At 58.9% G+C, this 17,504-nt stretch carries 15 protein-coding genes and 1 pseudogene; 11 read left to right on the forward strand and 5 right to left on the reverse strand.

Features of this window, described 5'->3' with window-relative positions; translation table 11 throughout:
- Positions 1–383: DUF1206 domain-containing protein (locus tag DQ405_RS09795; RefSeq protein WP_241729909.1), on the reverse strand; the 383-nt coding region annotated here is incomplete at its 3' end.
- A gap of 190 nt (positions 384–573) precedes the next feature.
- Between DQ405_RS09795 and DQ405_RS09800 the strand changes: the two genes are divergently transcribed.
- Positions 574–1,944 (forward strand): multicopper oxidase family protein, encoded by a 1,371-nt coding sequence (locus DQ405_RS09800; protein WP_168424052.1) that lies wholly within the window; start codon positions 574–576, stop codon positions 1,942–1,944.
- A 74-nt stretch (positions 1,945–2,018) separates the two neighbouring features.
- The gene (gene tadA / locus DQ405_RS09805; protein ID WP_168424053.1) at positions 2,019–2,537 is read left to right on the forward strand and encodes a tRNA adenosine(34) deaminase TadA; all 519 of its coding nucleotides are present in this window, start codon (positions 2,019–2,021) and stop codon (positions 2,535–2,537) included.
- 19 nt (positions 2,538–2,556) lie between these two features.
- Here tadA and DQ405_RS09810 read toward each other — a convergent pair.
- Together DQ405_RS09810 and argF are read right to left on the reverse strand one after the other, a co-directional pair.
- A pseudogene (locus tag DQ405_RS09810) lies at positions 2,557–3,665 on the reverse strand (ABC transporter ATP-binding protein).
- Entirely contained in the window at positions 3,662–4,582 is a 921-nt protein-coding gene (gene argF / locus DQ405_RS09815; RefSeq protein ID WP_168424054.1) for an ornithine carbamoyltransferase, read from the reverse strand. Before argF ends, DQ405_RS09810 begins: the two are co-directional and overlap by 4 nt.
- Before the next feature lie 271 nt (positions 4,583–4,853).
- Between argF and grxD the strand changes: the two genes are divergently transcribed.
- Positions 4,854–5,180, forward strand: coding sequence for a Grx4 family monothiol glutaredoxin (gene grxD / locus DQ405_RS09820; RefSeq protein WP_168424055.1), 327 nt, complete (start codon positions 4,854–4,856; stop codon positions 5,178–5,180).
- A 126-nt stretch (positions 5,181–5,306) separates the two neighbouring features.
- Here grxD and bfr read toward each other — a convergent pair whose 3' ends face one another.
- Both bfr and DQ405_RS09830 read right to left on the reverse strand, forming a co-directional pair.
- A complete protein-coding gene (gene bfr, locus DQ405_RS09825) occupies positions 5,307–5,777 on the reverse strand; it encodes a bacterioferritin (RefSeq protein WP_168424056.1) in 471 nt (156 codons plus the stop codon).
- Positions 5,778–5,979: 202 nt separating this feature from the next.
- Positions 5,980–6,198 carry a bacterioferritin-associated ferredoxin gene (locus DQ405_RS09830; protein ID WP_168424057.1) on the reverse strand — a complete coding sequence of 73 codons (219 nt, stop codon included), beginning with the start codon at positions 6,196–6,198 and terminating at the stop codon, positions 5,980–5,982.
- Positions 6,199–6,451: 253 nt separating this feature from the next.
- Here DQ405_RS09830 and bacA point away from each other — a divergent pair, with 253 nt between their 5' ends.
- The 8 genes from bacA (at position 6,452) to DQ405_RS09870 (ending at position 17,488) form a co-directional block, all read left to right on the forward strand.
- On the forward strand, positions 6,452–7,072 hold the full coding sequence (bacA, locus tag DQ405_RS09835; protein ID WP_168424225.1) for a biofilm formation regulator BacA: 621 nt from the start codon (positions 6,452–6,454) through the stop codon (positions 7,070–7,072).
- Positions 7,073–7,091: 19 nt separating this feature from the next.
- Positions 7,092–7,787, forward strand: coding sequence for a PspA/IM30 family protein (locus DQ405_RS09840; RefSeq protein WP_168424058.1), 696 nt, complete (start codon positions 7,092–7,094; stop codon positions 7,785–7,787).
- 68 nt (positions 7,788–7,855) lie between these two features.
- Positions 7,856–8,500 (forward strand): OB-fold-containig protein, encoded by a 645-nt coding sequence (locus tag DQ405_RS09845; RefSeq protein WP_168424059.1) that lies wholly within the window; start codon positions 7,856–7,858, stop codon positions 8,498–8,500.
- A 27-nt stretch (positions 8,501–8,527) separates the two neighbouring features.
- Entirely contained in the window at positions 8,528–10,570 is a 2,043-nt protein-coding gene (locus DQ405_RS09850) for a flotillin family protein (protein ID WP_168424060.1), read from the forward strand.
- Between the two features lie 77 nt (positions 10,571–10,647).
- On the forward strand, positions 10,648–10,887 hold the full coding sequence (locus DQ405_RS09855) for a hypothetical protein (RefSeq protein WP_003283859.1): 240 nt from the start codon (positions 10,648–10,650) through the stop codon (positions 10,885–10,887).
- 107 nt (positions 10,888–10,994) lie between these two features.
- A complete protein-coding gene (locus tag DQ405_RS09860; RefSeq protein ID WP_168424061.1) occupies positions 10,995–16,238 on the forward strand; it encodes a DNA repair ATPase in 5,244 nt (1,747 codons plus the stop codon).
- Positions 16,235–16,780, forward strand: coding sequence for a rhomboid family intramembrane serine protease (locus DQ405_RS09865; protein ID WP_168424062.1), 546 nt, complete (start codon positions 16,235–16,237; stop codon positions 16,778–16,780). Before DQ405_RS09860 ends, DQ405_RS09865 begins: the two co-directional genes overlap by 4 nt.
- Positions 16,781–16,795: 15 nt before the next feature.
- Complete coding sequence (locus DQ405_RS09870; RefSeq protein WP_168424063.1) at positions 16,796–17,488, forward strand: phospholipase D-like domain-containing protein; 693 nt, start codon at positions 16,796–16,798, stop codon at positions 17,486–17,488.
- The last annotated feature ends 16 nt before the right edge of the window (positions 17,489–17,504 follow it).

A 17,504-nucleotide genomic window follows, 5' to 3' on the forward strand; every position in this document is an offset into this window, starting at 1 on the left:
ACGGCTGCCGACGCAGCGGGCGAGTGAGATCGGCCAACTGCTGCCGCATCAGTGGGCGCCGGCCTGAGTCGCGCAAGGTGAGTTCGGCGTACGCTTACGGTGCCGTGCCCCTCTGGATCGGTAATCGCCTGCGTCAGGCGCCACGCCACATAAGCCACCAGACCAACGACCATGATCCAGAGCAAGGTTTCACCGAAGGGTTGCCCCAACAATTGCTGGATAGCGCCCTTGGTTCCAACGGTGTCACCGCTGCCGATACCGGCCAGGAACGCGAACGCACCGACTATCACATAAACGACACCTCGCGCGGCGTAGCCGCTGCGGGCGAGCCAGACGATGCCTCTGCTGACTTCGCCTTTGGCGTGGGCTGCAGTGGTCTGCATGGAGGCCTCCTGTTGATTCGTATGGGTGTCTCTTCAGTAGACGGGTGCCGTTCAGGAGGGTTCGTTCCGATTTACGGATGGCAGGCGCAGCAGAGATGTTGGATCTGCCGGGAAGCTGTAGCATGTCGCAAATGCGAGCTATTCCTTTTTAGCCGAAGACCGGCTCGTAGCCGTTTTTATGGGATTCACGATGATATTTAGCCGAAGAGAAATACTGACAGGCCTGGCTGGTTTGGGTGTGCTGGGCGTGATCGGTGGTGGCGCGCGCTACTGGCTCGGACGCCCGGCCGATGCGACCACCCATGATTACGAGCTGATTGCCGCACCGCACGATGTCGAGCTCATCGCCGGGCATCAGACGCCCGCCTGGTGCTACGGTGGGCAGGCGCCCGGCTTCGAGCTGCGTGCACGACAGGGTGATTGGCTGCGGGTGCGCTTCATCAATCATCTGCCGGAACCAACCACCATTCATTGGCATGGCATCCGTCTGCCTTTGAATATGGACGGGGTGCCCTATGTGTCGCAGCTGCCGGTGCTGCCAGGGGAGTCCTTCGACTATCTTTTCCAGGTGCCTGATGCGGGCAGCTTCTGGTATCACCCGCACACGACCAGCGCCGAGCAGCTGGGTCGCGGATTGGTTGGTCCGCTGATCGTCGAGGAACGCGAGCCGAGCGGTTTCCGCCATGAGCGAACGCTAAGCCTGAAGAGTTGGCACGTCGACAAACAAGGCGCCTTCACCGATTTCAGCGTGCCGCGCGAGGCCGCGCGAGGCGGTACGCCGGGCGTGCTGTCGACAGTCAACGGTGAGCATGCGCCAACGTTGGAACTGCCAGCCGGGCACATCGTGCGCTTGCGAATCATCAATCTCGATAACACGCTGACATATCGGCTCAATCTTTCGGATGGTGAGGCACGCATTTACGCGCTCGATGGCAATCCGATCACGCCGCGCCCACTCGGCAAGAGTTACTGGCTGGGGCCGGGCATGCGCATCGATCTCGCATTGAAGGTACCGCCAGCGGGGCAAGAACTGTCCTTGCGTAACGGGCCGTTGCGACTGGCGACGCTCGCTTCGGTGGGCAATCACCAGGATGAGGGCGATTGGCCGGCACCGCTTCCCCCCAACCCGGTTGCCGAGCCAGATTTGCAGCAGGCTGAAACCCTGCGCTTTAACTTCGAGTGGGCGGGTATTTTATCCAGCGACGCGGGGCAGGGCGACGGATTCACCTTCTGGCAGGTCAACGGCCAGGCCTGGGATATCAACGACAAGACCTGTGCGGAGCGACCGATCGCGACGTTGAAGAAGAACGGCCACTACATCTTCGAGCTGCGCAACCTTAGCCAATATCAGCACCCGATTCACTTGCACGGCATGACCTTCAAGGTGATTTCGTCCAATCGCAGGAAAATCGAGCCCTGGTTCACCGATACTTATCTGCTAGGCAAAAATGAAACCGCCAGAATCGCCTTGGTGGCGGATAATCCAGGCGTGTGGATGTTCCACTGCCACGTCATCGACCATATGGAAACCGGTCTGATGGCGGCAATCGAAGTGGTGTAGGGCAGTCGCAGCTGGAAGCCGAAGTTAAGCAGGAGAGAAAAGCGAGCAATGGAGCAGCAGAAGCTGGATTGGAAATGAAACGCCCCGTGATTATTGATCGTTCCGGTGATGAGAAATTCATGCGCGCAGCGCTGGGGCTGGCCGCCGAAGGCGCGCGGCTGGGCGAGGTTCCGGTGGGCGCGGTCGTGGTGCAGAACGGCGTCATCATCGGCAGCGGCTTCAATTGCCCGATATCCCGCCACGATCCCAGCGCTCACGCCGAGATGGTAGCGATCCGCGATGCCGCGTTGCGAATGGAGAACTACCGGTTGCCGGGCTGCACGCTGTACGTGACGCTGGAGCCCTGCAGCATGTGCGCGGGCTTGATCGTGCACTCACGCATTCAGCGTGTGGTGTACGGCGCTACGGAGCCCAAGGCTGGCGTTGCGATCAGCCGTGGCCAGTTCTTTTCCCAGGAATTTCTCAACCACCGCGTGCTGATAGAGGGCGGTGTGATGACGCAAGCGTGCAGCGAGATGCTGAGCGAATTCTTTCGCATGCGACGCCTCAAGGCCCGCGGCGGCGATGTTGAGCAAGGTTCAGTGGACAGCTGAGCGAGCGGCGCTCTGAAGATCAAACGCTGCCGCTATAGCGACGCACGCCTGCTTCAGGTAGCTTTTCGTGGGCGGCAACGCTGCCCTGCGCAGGAAACACCACCAAATGGTCGGCGGCGATGCCGATGCCAACTTCCTGTCCAGTCGGGTAGTCAGCATGGCTGGGAAATATGCCTTCGAGCAGATTGCCGGTCGGCAATTGCAGGCGATACAAGGTCGAGGCACCGAGAAAAGTCTTGCCGACGATAAGCGCCTTGAGCGCGCTCTGTGGCGAATAGACGATGTCATCCGGACGCAGCAGAACATCCACTGAGCTGCCGGCTGGCATGGTGTAGGCGCGGTTACCGCGAATGACCCCGAGCTCGTCTGTACCGTTTCCGGATCGATCAGCTGGCCGCGAATGAAATACCCTTGACCGATGAAACTCGCCACGAATGGCGTAAGCGGCTCGTGATAGAGATTGAACGGCGTATCCCACTGTTCCAACCGCCCATCCTTGAACACACCGACCTGATCGCTGACGGCGAAGGCCTCTTCCTGATCATGGGTGACGAGGATGGCGCTGGTGCCGCGCTTCTTGAGAATCTCACGCACCTCGTGACTCAGGCGACGCCGCAAATCCCCATCGAGGTTGGAAAAGGGCTCGTCGAGTAGCAACAGCTCCGGTTCGGGCGCGAGCGCGCGGGCGAGGGCGACGCGCTGCTGTTGACCGCCTGAGAGCTCGTGCGGGTAACGCTTGCCCAGTGTCGATAGATGGACCAGCTCAAGCATCTCGCGGACGATGCGTTGGCACTGCGGATGCTTGCGTACCCCAAAGCCGATGTTTTCCGCCACGGTCAGGTGAGGGAACAGGGCATAGTCCTGGAACACCATGCCGACTCGGCGCTTCTCTGGCGCGAGGGTAAAGCCGCGCCGCGACAATACGGCGTCACCCAGCTGGATCTCGCCTTCGTTGACGTGCTCGAAACCGGCGATGGCCCGGAGCGTTGTGGTCTTGCCACAGCCGGATGGCCCCAGCAGGCAGCCGATGTCACCACGATTCAGGTGCAGATTGAGGTTCTGCACGATGCTCTGGCCACCATAGCCGCAATCGAGATTACGCAGCTGCAGGAGTGCTTGGTGGCTCATGCGTGGTGGTAAGCCGGCTCGACCAGAAACTCAAGCAATGCCTTCTGTGCGTGCAATCGGTTCTCGGCCTGCTGCCAAGCCACTGCGCGCGGATCATCGAGCAGATCGTGACTGATCTCCTCGCCGCGGTGAGCTGGCAGGCAATGCATGAAGAGCACTTCGTCGGTCGCCTCGTCGAGTAAGGCCCGGTCGACCTGGTAAGGCCGGAAGGTGGCAATACGTGCCGCCACCTCATCTTCCTGGCCCATCGAAGCCCAGACGTCAGTGCTGACGAGGTGAGCCCCGTTTACCGCTTCGCGCGGGTCACGGAATATCTGCACCCGATCACCAGCCTTAGCCAGTAGCTGGCCCTTGGGCTCGTAGCCTTCAGGGCAGGCGATGCGCAGCTGGAAGTCGAACTGGATCGCCGCCTCCATATAAGAGTTGCACATGTTGTTGCCGTCACCGACCCAGGCCACCGTCTTGCCCGCGATATTGCCGCGGTGCTCATGGAAAGTCTGCATGTCGGCCATCAGCTGGCAGGGGTGCAGATCGTCGGACAAACCGTTAATAACCGGCACCGACGAGTGAGCGGCGAACCCGGTGAGTGTCGCGTGGGCAAAGGTGCGGATCATGACCGCATCGAGCATGCTGGACATGACGATGGCCGAGTCGCTGATCGGCTCGCCGCGGCCCAATTGCGTGTCGCGGGGCGAGAGAAAGATCGCCTGGCCGCCGAGCTGAATCATGCCGGCCTCGAAGGACAACCGGGTCCGCGTTGAGGCCTTTTCGAAAATCATCCCCAGAACCCGGTTCTTCAGCGGCTCGAACAGAATTCCGCGCTCGCGCAGATCCTTCAGCTCGATGCCGCGACGAACCAGGCCGAGTAGCTCCTGGGGCGTGCAGTCCATCAGTGAGAGAAAATGCCTTGCGCTCATATCAACTACCTTTATTGCCGCAATCGAGGCCGGCGGTTTTTTGAGAAAAAGGAGGGCCTACGACAGGGGGTCGCACGGGAAGCGACGAAACGGGAAAGGCGAGATCTTATCCAGAAAGCCTTAGTGGGCGCAAATCGGCCGCCGGGTGCCAGAAAATGCCCTGTGAAGGTGCATTCTTTGCCGACTGCTGAGAAAACCCGAGCCCCCGACTCGGCTTTTACAACGCTGTTCCTGTACAATGCGCGCCAACCGTGACTAGCCGAGGTGCCCCATGGATATCATCGAAACCATTAAAGAGCAGATCGAAAAGAACCCGGTGCTGCTGTATATGAAAGGTTCGCCCAATGCGCCGCAGTGCGGCTTCTCCGCCCGCGCGACACAGGCTGTGATGGGCTGCGGCGAGAAGTTCGCCTACGTCGACATCCTGCAGAATCCCGAGATTCGCACCAACCTGCCGAAATATGCCAATTGGCCGACTTTCCCGCAATTGTGGGTCAGCGGCGAGCTGGTCGGTGGCAGCGACATCATTCTGGAGATGTTCGAGAAAGGTGAGCTGCAGCCATTAATCAAGGAAGCCGTGCAAAAAGCCGGCGCCTGATCAAAGAGTGTTCCAAACCCGCCAATTGGCGGGTTTTTTTATGCCGAGTTCCGTTCTCTTAGGCATGCAACCAGAAATGAAAACGGGAGCCAGCGGCTCCCGTTAGTGCTTCGCGCAGGCAGGCGGTCAATCATCCATCTGCGACTGCAGATAGTTTTCCATGCCCACCTTGTCTATCAGGCTCAGCTGGGTTTCCAGCCAGTCGATGTGTTCTTCCTCCGACTCGAGGATGTCTTCCAGTAGCTCACGGCTTCCGTAGTCACCGACGCTCTCGCAATAGGCGATGGCCACCTTTAGGTCCTGGACGCCACCCTGCTCGAGCTTGAGGTCGCAATCGAGCATTTCCCGCGTGTTCTCGCCGATCAGCAGCTTACCGAGATCCTGAAGGTTGGGAAGACCCTCGAGAAAGAGAATCCGCTTGATCAGCTTATCGGCATGCTTCATCTCGTCGATGGATTCCTCGTACTCGTGCTTGCCGAGCTTGCCGAGCCCCCAATCTTCGTACATGCGTGCATGCAGGAAGTACTGGTTGATGGCGACCAGTTCATTGGCGAGGATTTTGTTGAGGTGCTGGATGACTAGCTTGTCGCCTTTCATGTCGGTGTCCTGATTCGAATTCGAATGCGTCTGATGCGATCAGTCTGGCCACGAACCATTAGGCTGTCAAACCTAAGCCCTTGAATACAAAAGGGTAAAACCGAATAAGAATACGTCTGTTCCGCGACTCGGAAGCAACACGTTGATTTGCAGACAGAAAAAAGCCGGGCATAAGGCCCGGCTTCGGAAGCATCTTGGTATTTCAGGCGGGAGCAAAACTGACGGGGTAGGCAAGGGAGGCCTGGGCCCCTTGTACATTGCTCAAGGTTTCACGAACGACCTGCTTTGCCACGCATGCGCACTTGCCGCACTGGCTGGCAACACCGGTAGCTTCACGCACCTCACGATAGCTGCAGCAGCCTTCATAAATCGCTTCACGAATCTGACCGTCGGTAACACCCTGGCAAAGACAGACGTACATATGAACTACCCGTTGGGTCTGTGATGGTTGAGATGCTAAACAGAATGATAATGATTGTCAAAGCTCGTTCGTCGCCTCGCTCGATTTCATTCGCGTGTCGCAGTTGGCCGCGGCGTAAGAAGGCCTGAGCGACAATGCCACCTGGCCCAACCATTGCCGTGAAATGCAGGTTGTAAGTGGCGCGTCACATTTCCGCGAAATCTTTCATGTAATGCCGTTGTTCTTATTACATGTGCTGCTACCTTTCGGCGCTATGGAAACGAAAACGTCCGCACATTATCAGCGCCTCTTCCGGCAACGCCTTCGTGATCAGGGGTTGGTGAAGAAGGAAGTTTGGATCTTGCCCGAACATTCAGCGCGGCTTGCGGCGATTGAGAAGAGAATGCGCCAGCCGCTTCAGGGGCTGGCTTCATGTGAAATGGAAGAAGGTATGGATATGCCGCAGCTATGGACCGCCCAGGCGTTGCATGACGCTATTGAAACCTCTGATCTCTGCAAAAGCGGTCAGATCGCAATCGAGCTGATCGAAGGCGCTGATGCCAGTTTGCGCGTCACGATGCGTGAGTATGGTGATTTGCCGATCTACGTCGCAGTGATTGGCGAGCAAATCATCGTCGAGGCTCTGCTTTGGCCTGTTACTGATGTGCAGGATCCGAACGCATTCAATGAGCAGATATTGCGCACCCACAAGTTGTTTCCGCTTTCGTGCATTGGCATCGAGTCGCTTCCGGATGGCCAGCCTTGCTACACCATGTTCGGTGCATTGAGTTCGGCGTCCACGCTTTCAGATGTGGTGCTGGAGATCGAGTTGCTTGGCGATAACGTGATCAAGGCTACCGAGGCGTACGAAGGCTTTCTCAAGGCCGGCGTTTGAGCTCTAAAGGAGATTTGAGATGAATGTATGGAGCAAGCTGCTCACCGCCCTGCGCGGGGGCGTCAATGAGGCGGGCGAGGCGGTAGTGGATAGCCAAGCGCTGCGTATTCTTGATCAGGAAATTCGCGATGCCGATTCCGAGTTGCGCAAAGCCAAGGAGTCGCTGGCTGAAATAATGGCCAAGCAGAAGTTGGCCGCTGAGCGCGTCAACAAGGCAGCTAAAGCAATCAGCGAATACGAACAATATGTGTTGAAGGCACTTCAGGCCGGTGATGAGCCGTTGGCCAAGGAAGTGGCCGCAAAGATTGCCAATCTTGAGACTGAGCAGATCGCCGAGCGCGAACAGGCCGATAATTACGCTGAGAGCGTGGCGCAACTGCGCAAGGCCGTCAGTCAGGCGGAAGCACATATCAAGCGGCTCAAGCAGCAGGTTGATACGGTCAAGGCTACGGAGAGTGTGCAGAAGGCCCAGATGGCTGTCGCCCAGCGCTACGGCGGCTCCCAGGCCAAATTGCACACCGCGGTTGAGTCGCTCGAGCGGATCAAGCAGCAACAAGCCGAGCGCGCAGCGAAGATGGAGGCAACGGCCGAGCTCGCACAGGCGTCCCACGTCGACGAATCACTTGATGCCAAATTGCGCGCCGCGGGGATTGTTGCCGACACTGCCAGTGCAGACAGTGTGCTCGCGCGCCTGAAGAACAAGGCTAAGGGTTGACCCCGACGCCGGTGGAGCCGGTCTCGCGGAGTTGGCGGGGCAGGCGCCACAACACAAGGAAGTGATCCATGGATTTGTTCATACAGACCGCTTTGAGCTTTCCGGTGGTGCTGCTCAGCTTCGTGCTGGGTATAGCCATTCTGTACTGGAGCGTGGCAGCGCTCGGCATGATCGACGTGGACGTACTCGACGTCGAGATGGAGTCTTCTCTCGAAGATACGTCGTTTCAGCCGGAAGGCCTGGCTGGCCTGTTGCTCAAATTCGGTCTGTCCGGGGTTCCAGTCACGCTGGTGCTGACCCTGCTGTTCTTCTTTTCCTGGCTGTTCTGTTATTTCTCTCAGCTGCTGGTGCTGCGCTTCCTGCCGCTCGGCATTTTGCGTTACCCACTTGGCCTGGTGCTGACTGTGGTTGCGCTGCTGCTGGCGGTGCCGATTTGCGGCGCGCTGGTCCGTCCACTTCGCCCGTTGTTTCTGAAGCTTCATGCACCCAATCATCGTTCGTTGCTCGGCCAGGTCGCTGTTGTGCGCAGCGGTACGGTCACGTCGATTTTTGGCGAGGCCACGCTGGAGGATGGCGGTGCTGGGCTGATCCTGCGTGTCAGAGCGGAGGAGAAGGCCGGGTTCAAGCGCGGTGATCGCGTGGTTTTGCTGGAGTACCTGGAGGCCGAGAATGCCTACCGGGTCATTACCGAAAGTGAATTCAAGGGCGTCTAAGCCCGCTTTTTAAAGGGAGTTGATGTAATGAGCCTCGAACTGGTGATGCCTTTCCTGATTGGGTTGGGCGTGTTCTTCCTATTGATCATGGGCTTTTTTGTCCTGTTCAAAGCCTTTTATATAAAAGTCCCACAGGGGACGGCGCTGATCGTCAACGACATGTCGTCGATGCCCAAGGTCCACTTCACTGGCGCCCTGGTCTATCCGGTGATCTACAAAAAGGAGTTCATGAAGATCTCCTTGCTGACGCTGGAAGTCGATCGTCGCGGCAAAGATGGCCTGATCTGCCAGGACAACCTGCGCGCCGATATCACCGTCGCCTTTTACCTGCGGGTAAACGAGACCCAGCAGGACGTGCTGAAGGTCGCCAAGGCGATCGGCGTAGACCGTGCCTCTGATCGTGCGGCGGTAAATGAGCTGTTCAACGCTAAGTTCTCCGAAGCACTGAAGACGGTGGGCAAGCGCTTCGATTTCGTCCAGCTGTTCGAAGAACGCCAGAGCTTTCGTGACCGTATCGTCGAGGTAATCGGCAACGATCTGAATGGCTATGTGCTCGAAGACGTCGCAATCGATTACCTGGAGCAAACGCCCAAAAGCTCCCTGGACCCGAATAACATTCTCGATGCCGAAGGTATTCGCAAGATCACTCAGCTAACGGCTGCGCAGAACATCATCACCAACGACTTCGAGCGCAACGAAGAGTTGGCTATCAAGAAGAAGAACGTCGAAACCCGTGAGGCTACTCTGGCGCTTGAGCGTCAGGAGGCTGATGCGGTGGCTAGGCAGATGCGGGAGATCGAGACCATTCGTGCGCGCGAGCATGCTGAAACGCTCAAGGTGCAGGAAGAGGAGCGGTTGAAGGCCGAGCAGGCCCGCATTCAAACCCAGCAGGAGCTGGATATCCGCGCCGAGAACCACCAGCGTGAAGTCGAGGTGGCGCAACAGAACCGCCAGCGTGCCGTGGTCATCGAAGTCGAGAAGGTGACGCGTGCCAAGGATCTGGAGATCGTGGCTCGCGAGCGTGAAGTCGAACTGCAGCGAATCGAAAAGGAAAAGGCGCTGGAAGAAGAGCGCAAGAATATTGCTTCAGTCATTCGTGAGCGTGTGGCGGTCGAGAAAACCGTTGCCCAGGAAGAGGAGCGCATCAAGGAAGTTCGCGAGGTTTCCGAGGCTGAGCGAATGAAGCAGGTCGTGGTGCTCAATGCCCAGGCTGAGGCAGAGCAGGAGCTGGTACGTCAGGTCAAGCAGGCCGAGGCGGACGAAACACGCTCCAAGCACAAGGCTGTGGAAATCAATACGCTGGCCCAGGCCGAGCTGGAGGCAGCCGCCAAGCAGGCTGAGGCGAAGAAGAAGCTTGCCGAAGGCGTCGAAGCCGAGCGTGCAGCACCGGGCCTGGCTGATGCGCGCGTGCGTGAAGTCACCGCGGCAGCGAAGGAGAAGGAAGGGCTGGCCGAAGCGCGTGTGCAAGCGGAGCAACTGATCGCAGCCGCCAAGGGCGAGCAGGAGAAGGGCCTGGCAGAGGCACGGGTAATTGAGGCCAAAGCAGGCGCCAAGGAAAAGGACGGCTTGGCCGAGGCCAAGGTGCTGGAAGAAAAACTCACTGCTCAGGCGCGTGGCGAGGAGCAGTTGGGTAGTGCCAAGGCCAAGGCGGCCCAGGATCTGGGTATGGCCGAGGCACACGTGCTCTTGGAACGTCTGAACGCTGAGGCCGAAGGCTTGGGCAAAAAGTTCGGTGCGCTGGACTCGCTCAGCGATGGCGCCCGTCAGCACGAAGAGTTCCGCATGCAGCTGGAGAAGAGCTTCGAAGAGGCGATGGCCTCGATCGCGGCGAACAAGGACATCGCCAAGGACCAGGCAGAGGTGCTGTCGGCAGCGCTATCGAAGGCCAAAATCGAAATCGTCGGTGGCGAAGGCGACTTCTTCAATTCGTTCGCCAAGTCGCTGTCGGTGGGCAAGGCGATCGAAGGTGTGGTTGGCAAGAGTCCAGTCGTTCAGGACGTGCTGTCACGCCTGCTCAATGGCCGCGCTGCCGAAGCCAAACCGGTGCGCGCCGACGCCAGCGAAGTTTGATGACCCCAGGGCGCCTGTATCTATAAAGCAGAGCGCCCGTTCTGGCTCAACTTGAGCCGCTGCAGCGAGGAGTGTTTATGTCTGAACCAAGGGATTATCTGGAAATGTCCTTCCGCTCGATTCAGTGCTTTGCCAATGATGGCCGCCTGGACGTGAGCGAGCTGGGCGCACTGCTGGACATCGCCGAACGCGACGGTGATATCGATGAGAACGAAGTGCGTGTGCTGACAAAGATCATCGAACGCATCCGGCCCGAGGAAATCGACCAACCGATGCGCGACAAGCTCGCCGAGGTAGCCAAGAAAATCGGAGCTTGAAGCATCCTCCACAGCGCAGCCATTCGGCACCTCCCGCTACTTAGTGCAGCCCCCGTGCAACCGGGGGCTCGTTGCTTGCAGACCGCGTAGATTCAAGGAAGACCATGATGTCGGACGTCCAAGCCGAAAATACCCAGGACATTCTCGATAAAGCCGTTGCGCAAGGCGGTGCTTACGAGGTGCTGCATAAGCGACTGCAGGAGCAGGGATTACGCCTCCGGCATATCACCGAGAGCCTGAACGAAGAGCGCCTGGACGCCTTCGGCAGCAGTCGAATGGAGGTGGTGGGACGCGTTCGCATCCGCACTGAAAACAACTGCACGGCACGTGACATCGCTCAGGTCGGCGACACTTTGCTGTTTGGCTACAACGTCTTTCTCGGGCTCAAGAAAGAAACCCGTGTCGAGGACGTGTTTTCGCTCTACCGCTTGTGCGAGCAGGCCGAGGGCTACGAAGCCCAAGCCGTGGCGCTTGAGGGCAGCTTCCTTGCTCAGAGCAGTTTCGTAAACGACTTCAACGAGCTCTACACCTACTACAAGAACACCCGCTTGCTGCAGCTGATAGTGCGCGACAGCAAGTTGCTGGCAAGCTTCCAGATTGGCGAGCGGGTCACGGACATTCGAGTATTCCGTTGGTCGATTTCAGATGACGGCAAGGATGTCCGATACATCGACAACCGTGGCGAGCGCGATATCGCGCTGCCGGCACCATTCGATTTCGAATGGCAGAAGACTTCTCGTGAGATGGTGGTCAATGGACGACATCCACATCTGAATATCCTCGACACTCTGTTCGTCGAGACCATCGGTGGAGACCTGACCGTCAAGGTGGAAAACAACACCGACGATGGCTTGGGTATCTATCGTGAGGCGGTACTGGACAAGACCCAGTCCCTCGACGATGCACAGATCGAATACGCCAGGCTTGGTAGCCTGATCCTGCTCAAGGTGCTGCCGTACAGGGAAGAACAGTGGCGATACCTGGTCTTCAACAGCCTGACGCGGACGGTTGAGCGCCTTGATGCAATCGGGCTGGCCTGCGTTCAGTTGCCAGAAGACCACGGAATAATCTTTCCCGGCGGTTACTACCTGCAGAGCGGAGAGTCCAAGGCGTTCGAGCAATCGATGGACGGCATGCGCTTCAAGCGTGCGGTGCGCTCGCCTAACGGTGAGGATGTGCAGTACATCTTCTACCATCCGGAAGAAGGGCGGTCTGCGTTATTTACCTACAACATGATCGATCGCCAACTACAGAATCCGATCTTCGGTCATGGCTATGCCCGGCTCGAAGACGGGCGCACGGTGATCTTTTCCGCCGAAGGCAGTGAGCCCACACGCATCCACCCGATGCAGATATGGCAGACGCCGTTCTGTACCGATGACTTCGCCGCACGGCAGCCTGCGCGCAGCGGATTCTTCGGACGCATCGGCAACGCCGAGTTGGTGCGCGGCGTATCCGACCTGTTCAACCTGAGTCGCGAGATCGATGCGCCGCAGATATCGGTGCAGCGTTATACCCAACTCTGCCAGAACACCCGCCGTCTGTTCGATGCTTACCACTGGCTGGGCGATGCCCAGTGCCAGGGGCTTGCCCTGCTGCTGCGCGAGATTGCAGCGACCGGCGAGCTGGTGCTCGATGAATTCGAGAAGGTCGAGAGCATTCGTCAGCAATCGACCCGCGCGATGGCCGAAGCTCAGACTCAACAGAAGGCACTGCTCTCCGGGCTGCTGACCGACAGCTGGGACAGGGTGCAGCAGTTCGTCGAAGCGTTAAACGCAATCAACTCACATCGTGGCCAGCTGCTGACCATTCGTGACTACCGCTATATCGATGTCTCGCGCATCGATGCCATGGAGGCCGAACTGCTCGAGGCGCAGGAACGGGCCAGTTTGGCGACTTCGAGGTTCCTCGCCAGCAGTGCGGCGCTCGAGCCTTACCTGCTGGAACTCAGTGACCTCGATGCGGCGGCGCAGAAGGCGGAAACCGTCACCCAGCTCAATGAGCCCTTGGCCGGCATGCAGGAGATGGCTGCAGGGCTGGACATGCTTTCGGGCCTGATGGCGTCGTTGTCGATCGATGATGCCACCGAGCGCACCCGCATCGTTGAATCGATCTCGGAAGTGTACGCACGTCTCAACCAGGCCAAGGCGCGAGCGGAGCAGCGTCGCAAGGGGCTCGGTTCGGCGGAAACAGTCGCCCAGTTCGGTGCTCAGTTCAAATTGTTCAGCCAGGGCATCACCAACGCTTTGGCCCAGGCATCGGACCCGGAGCGCTGCGACGAGCAGCTCTCACGTCTGCTGGTGCAGCTCGAGGAGCTTGAAAGCCAGTTCGGTGATCACGAACAGTTCCTCGGCGACATCCTGAGCAAGCGTGAGGAGTTGCTGGAGACCTTCGAGGCGCACAAGCAGAGCCTGCTTGATGACCGCCAGCGCCGCGCCCAGGGCGTTCTCGATGCTGCGTCGCGCATTCTCGACAGCCTCGGTCGCCGTACTGCCCGGCTGAACCAGACCGAGGAGCTCAACGCCTTCTTTGCCGCCGACCCGCTAATCCTCAAACTGCGTGAGATGGTGGGTCGCCTGCGCGACCTCAAGGACAGCGTTAAGGCAGACGATGTGGAGGCGCGCCTGAAGAGCGCCCGCGACCAGGCGGTGCGGGCGATGCGCGACAAGAGTGAGCTGTTCGAGGCCGGTGGCAATGTCATCCGGCTGGGCCCGCGCCACCGCTTTAGCGTGAACACGCAGGAGTTGGATCTGACCCTGCTGCCCCGTGGTGATCAGCTGTATCTGCACCTGACCGGGACCGATTTTCTCGAGCCGCTGCGTGATCCCGAGCTCGAAGCGTTACGCGAATTCTGGCAGGTGTCGCTGGAGTCGGAATCGGAGGCGTTGTACCGCGCCGAGTACCTGGCCGGCGAAGTGCTCGCCGCCGCAGACGCCGGACAAGATGGCCTGGATATCAATAGCCTAAAGCAGCTACTCGCCGACCGTGAGGCGCTGACCAGGCGCATTCGAGATTTTGCCGCCCCTCGTTACCGGGAAGGTTACGAAAAGGGTATCCACGATCACGACGCGGCGCTGATCCTGACGCGCCTGCTACCGCTTCGCGACAGCGCCGGGCTGCTTAGCCATACACCGATGGCGCGAGGCACTGGCTGTTTTTTCTGGAACAGCGTTGTGGGTGAGGCCATTGCGTTGGAGTGGCCGGAGCGCGCCCGCACCAGTCGGCATATTCAGCAGCTTTTTGGTCGCCGTGATGGGATCGACCAACTTGAGGCGGAAATCGCCTTGGCGATTGAGCGGTTCGCGGCCGATGAAGCGATGACGCTGCGGTCCGGGCTGCCTCTAGACGCGGCGCGCTATCTGGTCCAGGAGCTCGCTGGCGAACGCATCGAATTCGTCTTTAGCAAATACGCGCGCCAGCTGCTTGGCTCGCTGCAGGCAAAGCTGGAAGCCGCACGTGTCTGGGATGGCTATGTGCAGACATTGGAGCGACTGCAGGCGCGCCCAGCGGCACGGTGGGCGCTGGTGGACAATTGGTTGCAAGGACTCTGCAATCAGGGCGAGCTGTCCGACCTTGCTCGCTACATCCCCGAAGCAGTGGCGCTGGCTCTTTTGCCGGAGGGGCAGAGCAGGCGTGTCACTGAAGTGGATCTGCGCTTTGCTGTTGAAGAGCTGATGGGTGACCACCCACGCATTGACGGCCAGCGATTGATGCTGTCGCTGGATGACTATTTCGAGCGGCTCGAGAACCATCGCCGACGCTTCCTTCCACAACTTCGGCGTTACCAGGCCTTGCGTCAGGGCGTGATCGGTCGCGAGCGCGACGCGCTGCGCCTTAGCGAGTTCAAGCCGCGGCCGCTGAGTTCTTTCGTGCGCAACAAGCTGATCAACGACGTTTATCTGGGGTTCATTGGCGACAACCTGGCCAAGCAGATGGGCACTGCGGGAGAGAACAAACGCACCGATTTGATGGGGCTTTTGATGCTCATCTCTCCGCCTGGTTACGGCAAGACAACCCTGATGGAATATGTCGCCCATCGATTGGGGCTGATCTTCATGAAGATCAACGGCCCCGCTTTGGGTCACGAGGTTCGTTCGGTGGACCCTGCGCAAGCGCCCGATGCCACTTCGCGCCAGGAGCTGGAGAAGCTCAATCTGGCTCTGGAGATGGGAAACAACGTGATGCTGTATGTCGATGACATCCAGCACACCCATCCAGAATTCCTGCAGAAATTCATCTCGCTTTGCGACGGTACGCGGCGTATCGAAGGCGTCTGGAAGGGCAAGACCAAAACCTATGATATGCGCGGCAAGAAGTTCTGCGTGATCATGTCCGGCAACCCGTACACCGAATCCGGTGACGTCTTCAAAATCCCTGACATGCTTGCCAACCGTGCGGACATCTACAACCTCGGCGATACGCTCGGAGGCATGCAGGAAGCATTCAGCCTCAGCTATATCGAGAATGCGTTAACCTCCAATCCGATCCTTGCGCCGCTGGCTACCCGCGACATGGCCGATGTCTACCGGCTGGTTGACAAGGCCCAGGGCAAGCCGTTCTCCGCCAATGAGCTGTCGTACAGCTACAGCGCCGCCGAGATCAACGAGATCACCGCTACGCTCGAACGCTTGATGCAGGTGCGCGATGTCGTAGGCAGAGTCAACCAGCAGTACATCGTCAGCGCCGCGCAGGCCGACCAGTACCGTAGCGAGCCGCTGTTCAAGTTGCAGGGCAGTTACCGCAACATGAACAAGATGGCCGAGAAGATCAGTTCGGTGATGAACCAGGCAGAGCTGTTGCAGCTGATCGCTGACCATTACCAGGGTGAATCGCAGTTGCTTACCACCGGCGCCGAGGAAAACCTGCTCAAGCTTGCTGAGCTGCGCGGCAATATGACGGACGTTCAGGCCGAGCGCTGGGCGCAGATCAAACGTGACTTCATGCGCAACAAGGCCATGGGCGGCAGTGACACCGATGTTGGGGGCCGCGTAGTCGCGCAGCTCAACGATCTGGTCGAAAGTGTGCGCGGGCTGAGCATCGGCAAGTCTGACCGTGATCAGGCGCGGATTCCCTGGGAGCAACTGATTAGCGGGCTGGATAATCTTGGCCGGCTAAGACCGCAGGTAGAAGTCGTCGCACCGCCTCAGCCAGCCGTACAGAAGCTGCTGGAGAATCTGGCCGACAGCCTGCAGAACAGTTTTCTGCCGCTGATCAAAACCATGGATAAGAAGATCGATATCGACTTGCGTACCCACAATCGGATGCTGGAGATATCCGCCCAACTGCGTGAGCTTGGCGAACATCTCGGCCAGGAACAGCGCAATGTCGAACCCCACGATGGAGTGCCGTGAAGCGAGCGCTCGGAGAGCTGCGCTTGCTGGCTGTGTTGGCCGGCAGCCTGGTGCTTGTGCAACTCGCTAACAGCTTTACCGGCGGTGCGCTGAATGTATGGGGGGTGGTGCCGCGTCAGGTGCAGGCCCTGCCTGGCATTCTGATCGCGCCCTGGCTGCACGGCGGCTGGGCGCACCTGTTGGGCAACCTAAGCGGCCTCATGATCCTCGGATCACTGGTTTTGCTCCGCTCGCGGCGCGATTTCGTCCTGGCAAGTCTCTTCATCATCGTCGGCAGCGGTGGGCTGGTGTGGTGCTTTGGGCGTATCGGCGTGCACATCGGTGCAAGCGGCTGGTTGTTCGGATTTTGGGGGTTATTGCTGGCCCGTGCCTGGCTCGATCGCAGTCTGCTTGACCTGGCGCTCGCTGGGCTTGTCTTCATGTTTTATGGCGGCTGGCTGTTCGGGCTATTGCCGCGTGACGGCGTTTCCTTCGAGTACCATCTGGCCGGTGCGTCGTGCGGCGTGCTTTACGCTGTGCTGTCGCGTAACCGGCGCCTCTGACAAAAAGGACTTTGTGTGGATTTCAATCGACTTGACCAACAATTGCGCGACAGCTTGGCCGATTTGCGCCTGAGTAACGAAGAGCGCGACGAGTTGCGTCAGCTGGGCAGCGAGCTGACAGTTGACCAGATACGCTTCCTGCGCAATCGGGCTTTTGCTTTGGTGCGCGAGCTTAGCCGTGAGCCGGCGAACGTTGAGCCTGCGCTTAAATGGCTGGAGCAGGTGATCAAGACGCTCGACTCCTGCTCCACGCCAGTCAGGGCAGAGCAGGCCAGCGCACATTTCAGTCCGGGCGAAAGCTGCCGTCGCAAGATTCGCGATCTGTGTCGGCAGGCGCGCAAGAGCGTGGATATCTGTGTTTACACCATCTCCGATGATCAACTCAGTGAGGAGATTCTGGCCTGCCACCTACGTGGCGTAACTGTGCGGGTGATCAGCGACAACGAGAAACAGTATGACGCGGGCAGCGACATTCAGTGGCTGCGCGATAAGGGCGTGCCGTTGCGTATCGACTCTGGCCCATACCACATGCATCACAAGTTCGCGCTATTTGACGGGCGCCTGCTACTCAACGGCAGTTTCAACTGGACCCGTAGCGCGACCACCAGCAATGAAGAAAATCTGCTGGTGATCGATCACCCACAATTGCTGGCCGATTACACGCGCGAATTCGAGAGCCTCTGGGCGCGTTATGCGGAGAATTGTTGATCGTTGGTCAGCTTCT

The organism is Pseudomonas sp. SST3, assembly GCF_003325755.1.

Excerpts from the sequence above, each read along its gene's own strand:
- DQ405_RS09830 (WP_168424057.1), bottom strand. The coding sequence starts at position 6,198 with ATGTACGTCTGTCTTTGCCAGGGTGTTACCGACGGTCAGATTCGTGAA.
- argF (WP_168424054.1), bottom strand. The coding sequence starts at position 4,582 with ATGAGCGCAAGGCATTTTCTCTCACTGATGGACTGCACGCCCCAGGAG.
- bfr (WP_168424056.1), bottom strand. The coding sequence starts at position 5,777 with ATGAAAGGCGACAAGCTAGTCATCCAGCACCTCAACAAAATCCTCGCC.
- DQ405_RS09860 (WP_168424061.1), top strand. The coding sequence starts at position 10,995 with ATGTCGGACGTCCAAGCCGAAAATACCCAGGACATTCTCGATAAAGCC.
- tadA (WP_168424053.1), top strand. The coding sequence starts at position 2,019 with ATGAAACGCCCCGTGATTATTGATCGTTCCGGTGATGAGAAATTCATG.
- DQ405_RS09800 (WP_168424052.1), top strand. The coding sequence starts at position 574 with ATGATATTTAGCCGAAGAGAAATACTGACAGGCCTGGCTGGTTTGGGT.
- bacA (WP_168424225.1), top strand. The coding sequence starts at position 6,452 with ATGGAAACGAAAACGTCCGCACATTATCAGCGCCTCTTCCGGCAACGC.
- DQ405_RS09840 (WP_168424058.1), top strand. The coding sequence starts at position 7,092 with ATGAATGTATGGAGCAAGCTGCTCACCGCCCTGCGCGGGGGCGTCAAT.
- grxD (WP_168424055.1), top strand. The coding sequence starts at position 4,854 with ATGGATATCATCGAAACCATTAAAGAGCAGATCGAAAAGAACCCGGTG.
- DQ405_RS09845 (WP_168424059.1), top strand. The coding sequence starts at position 7,856 with ATGGATTTGTTCATACAGACCGCTTTGAGCTTTCCGGTGGTGCTGCTC.
- DQ405_RS09855 (WP_003283859.1), top strand. The coding sequence starts at position 10,648 with ATGTCTGAACCAAGGGATTATCTGGAAATGTCCTTCCGCTCGATTCAG.
- DQ405_RS09850 (WP_168424060.1), top strand. The coding sequence starts at position 8,528 with ATGAGCCTCGAACTGGTGATGCCTTTCCTGATTGGGTTGGGCGTGTTC.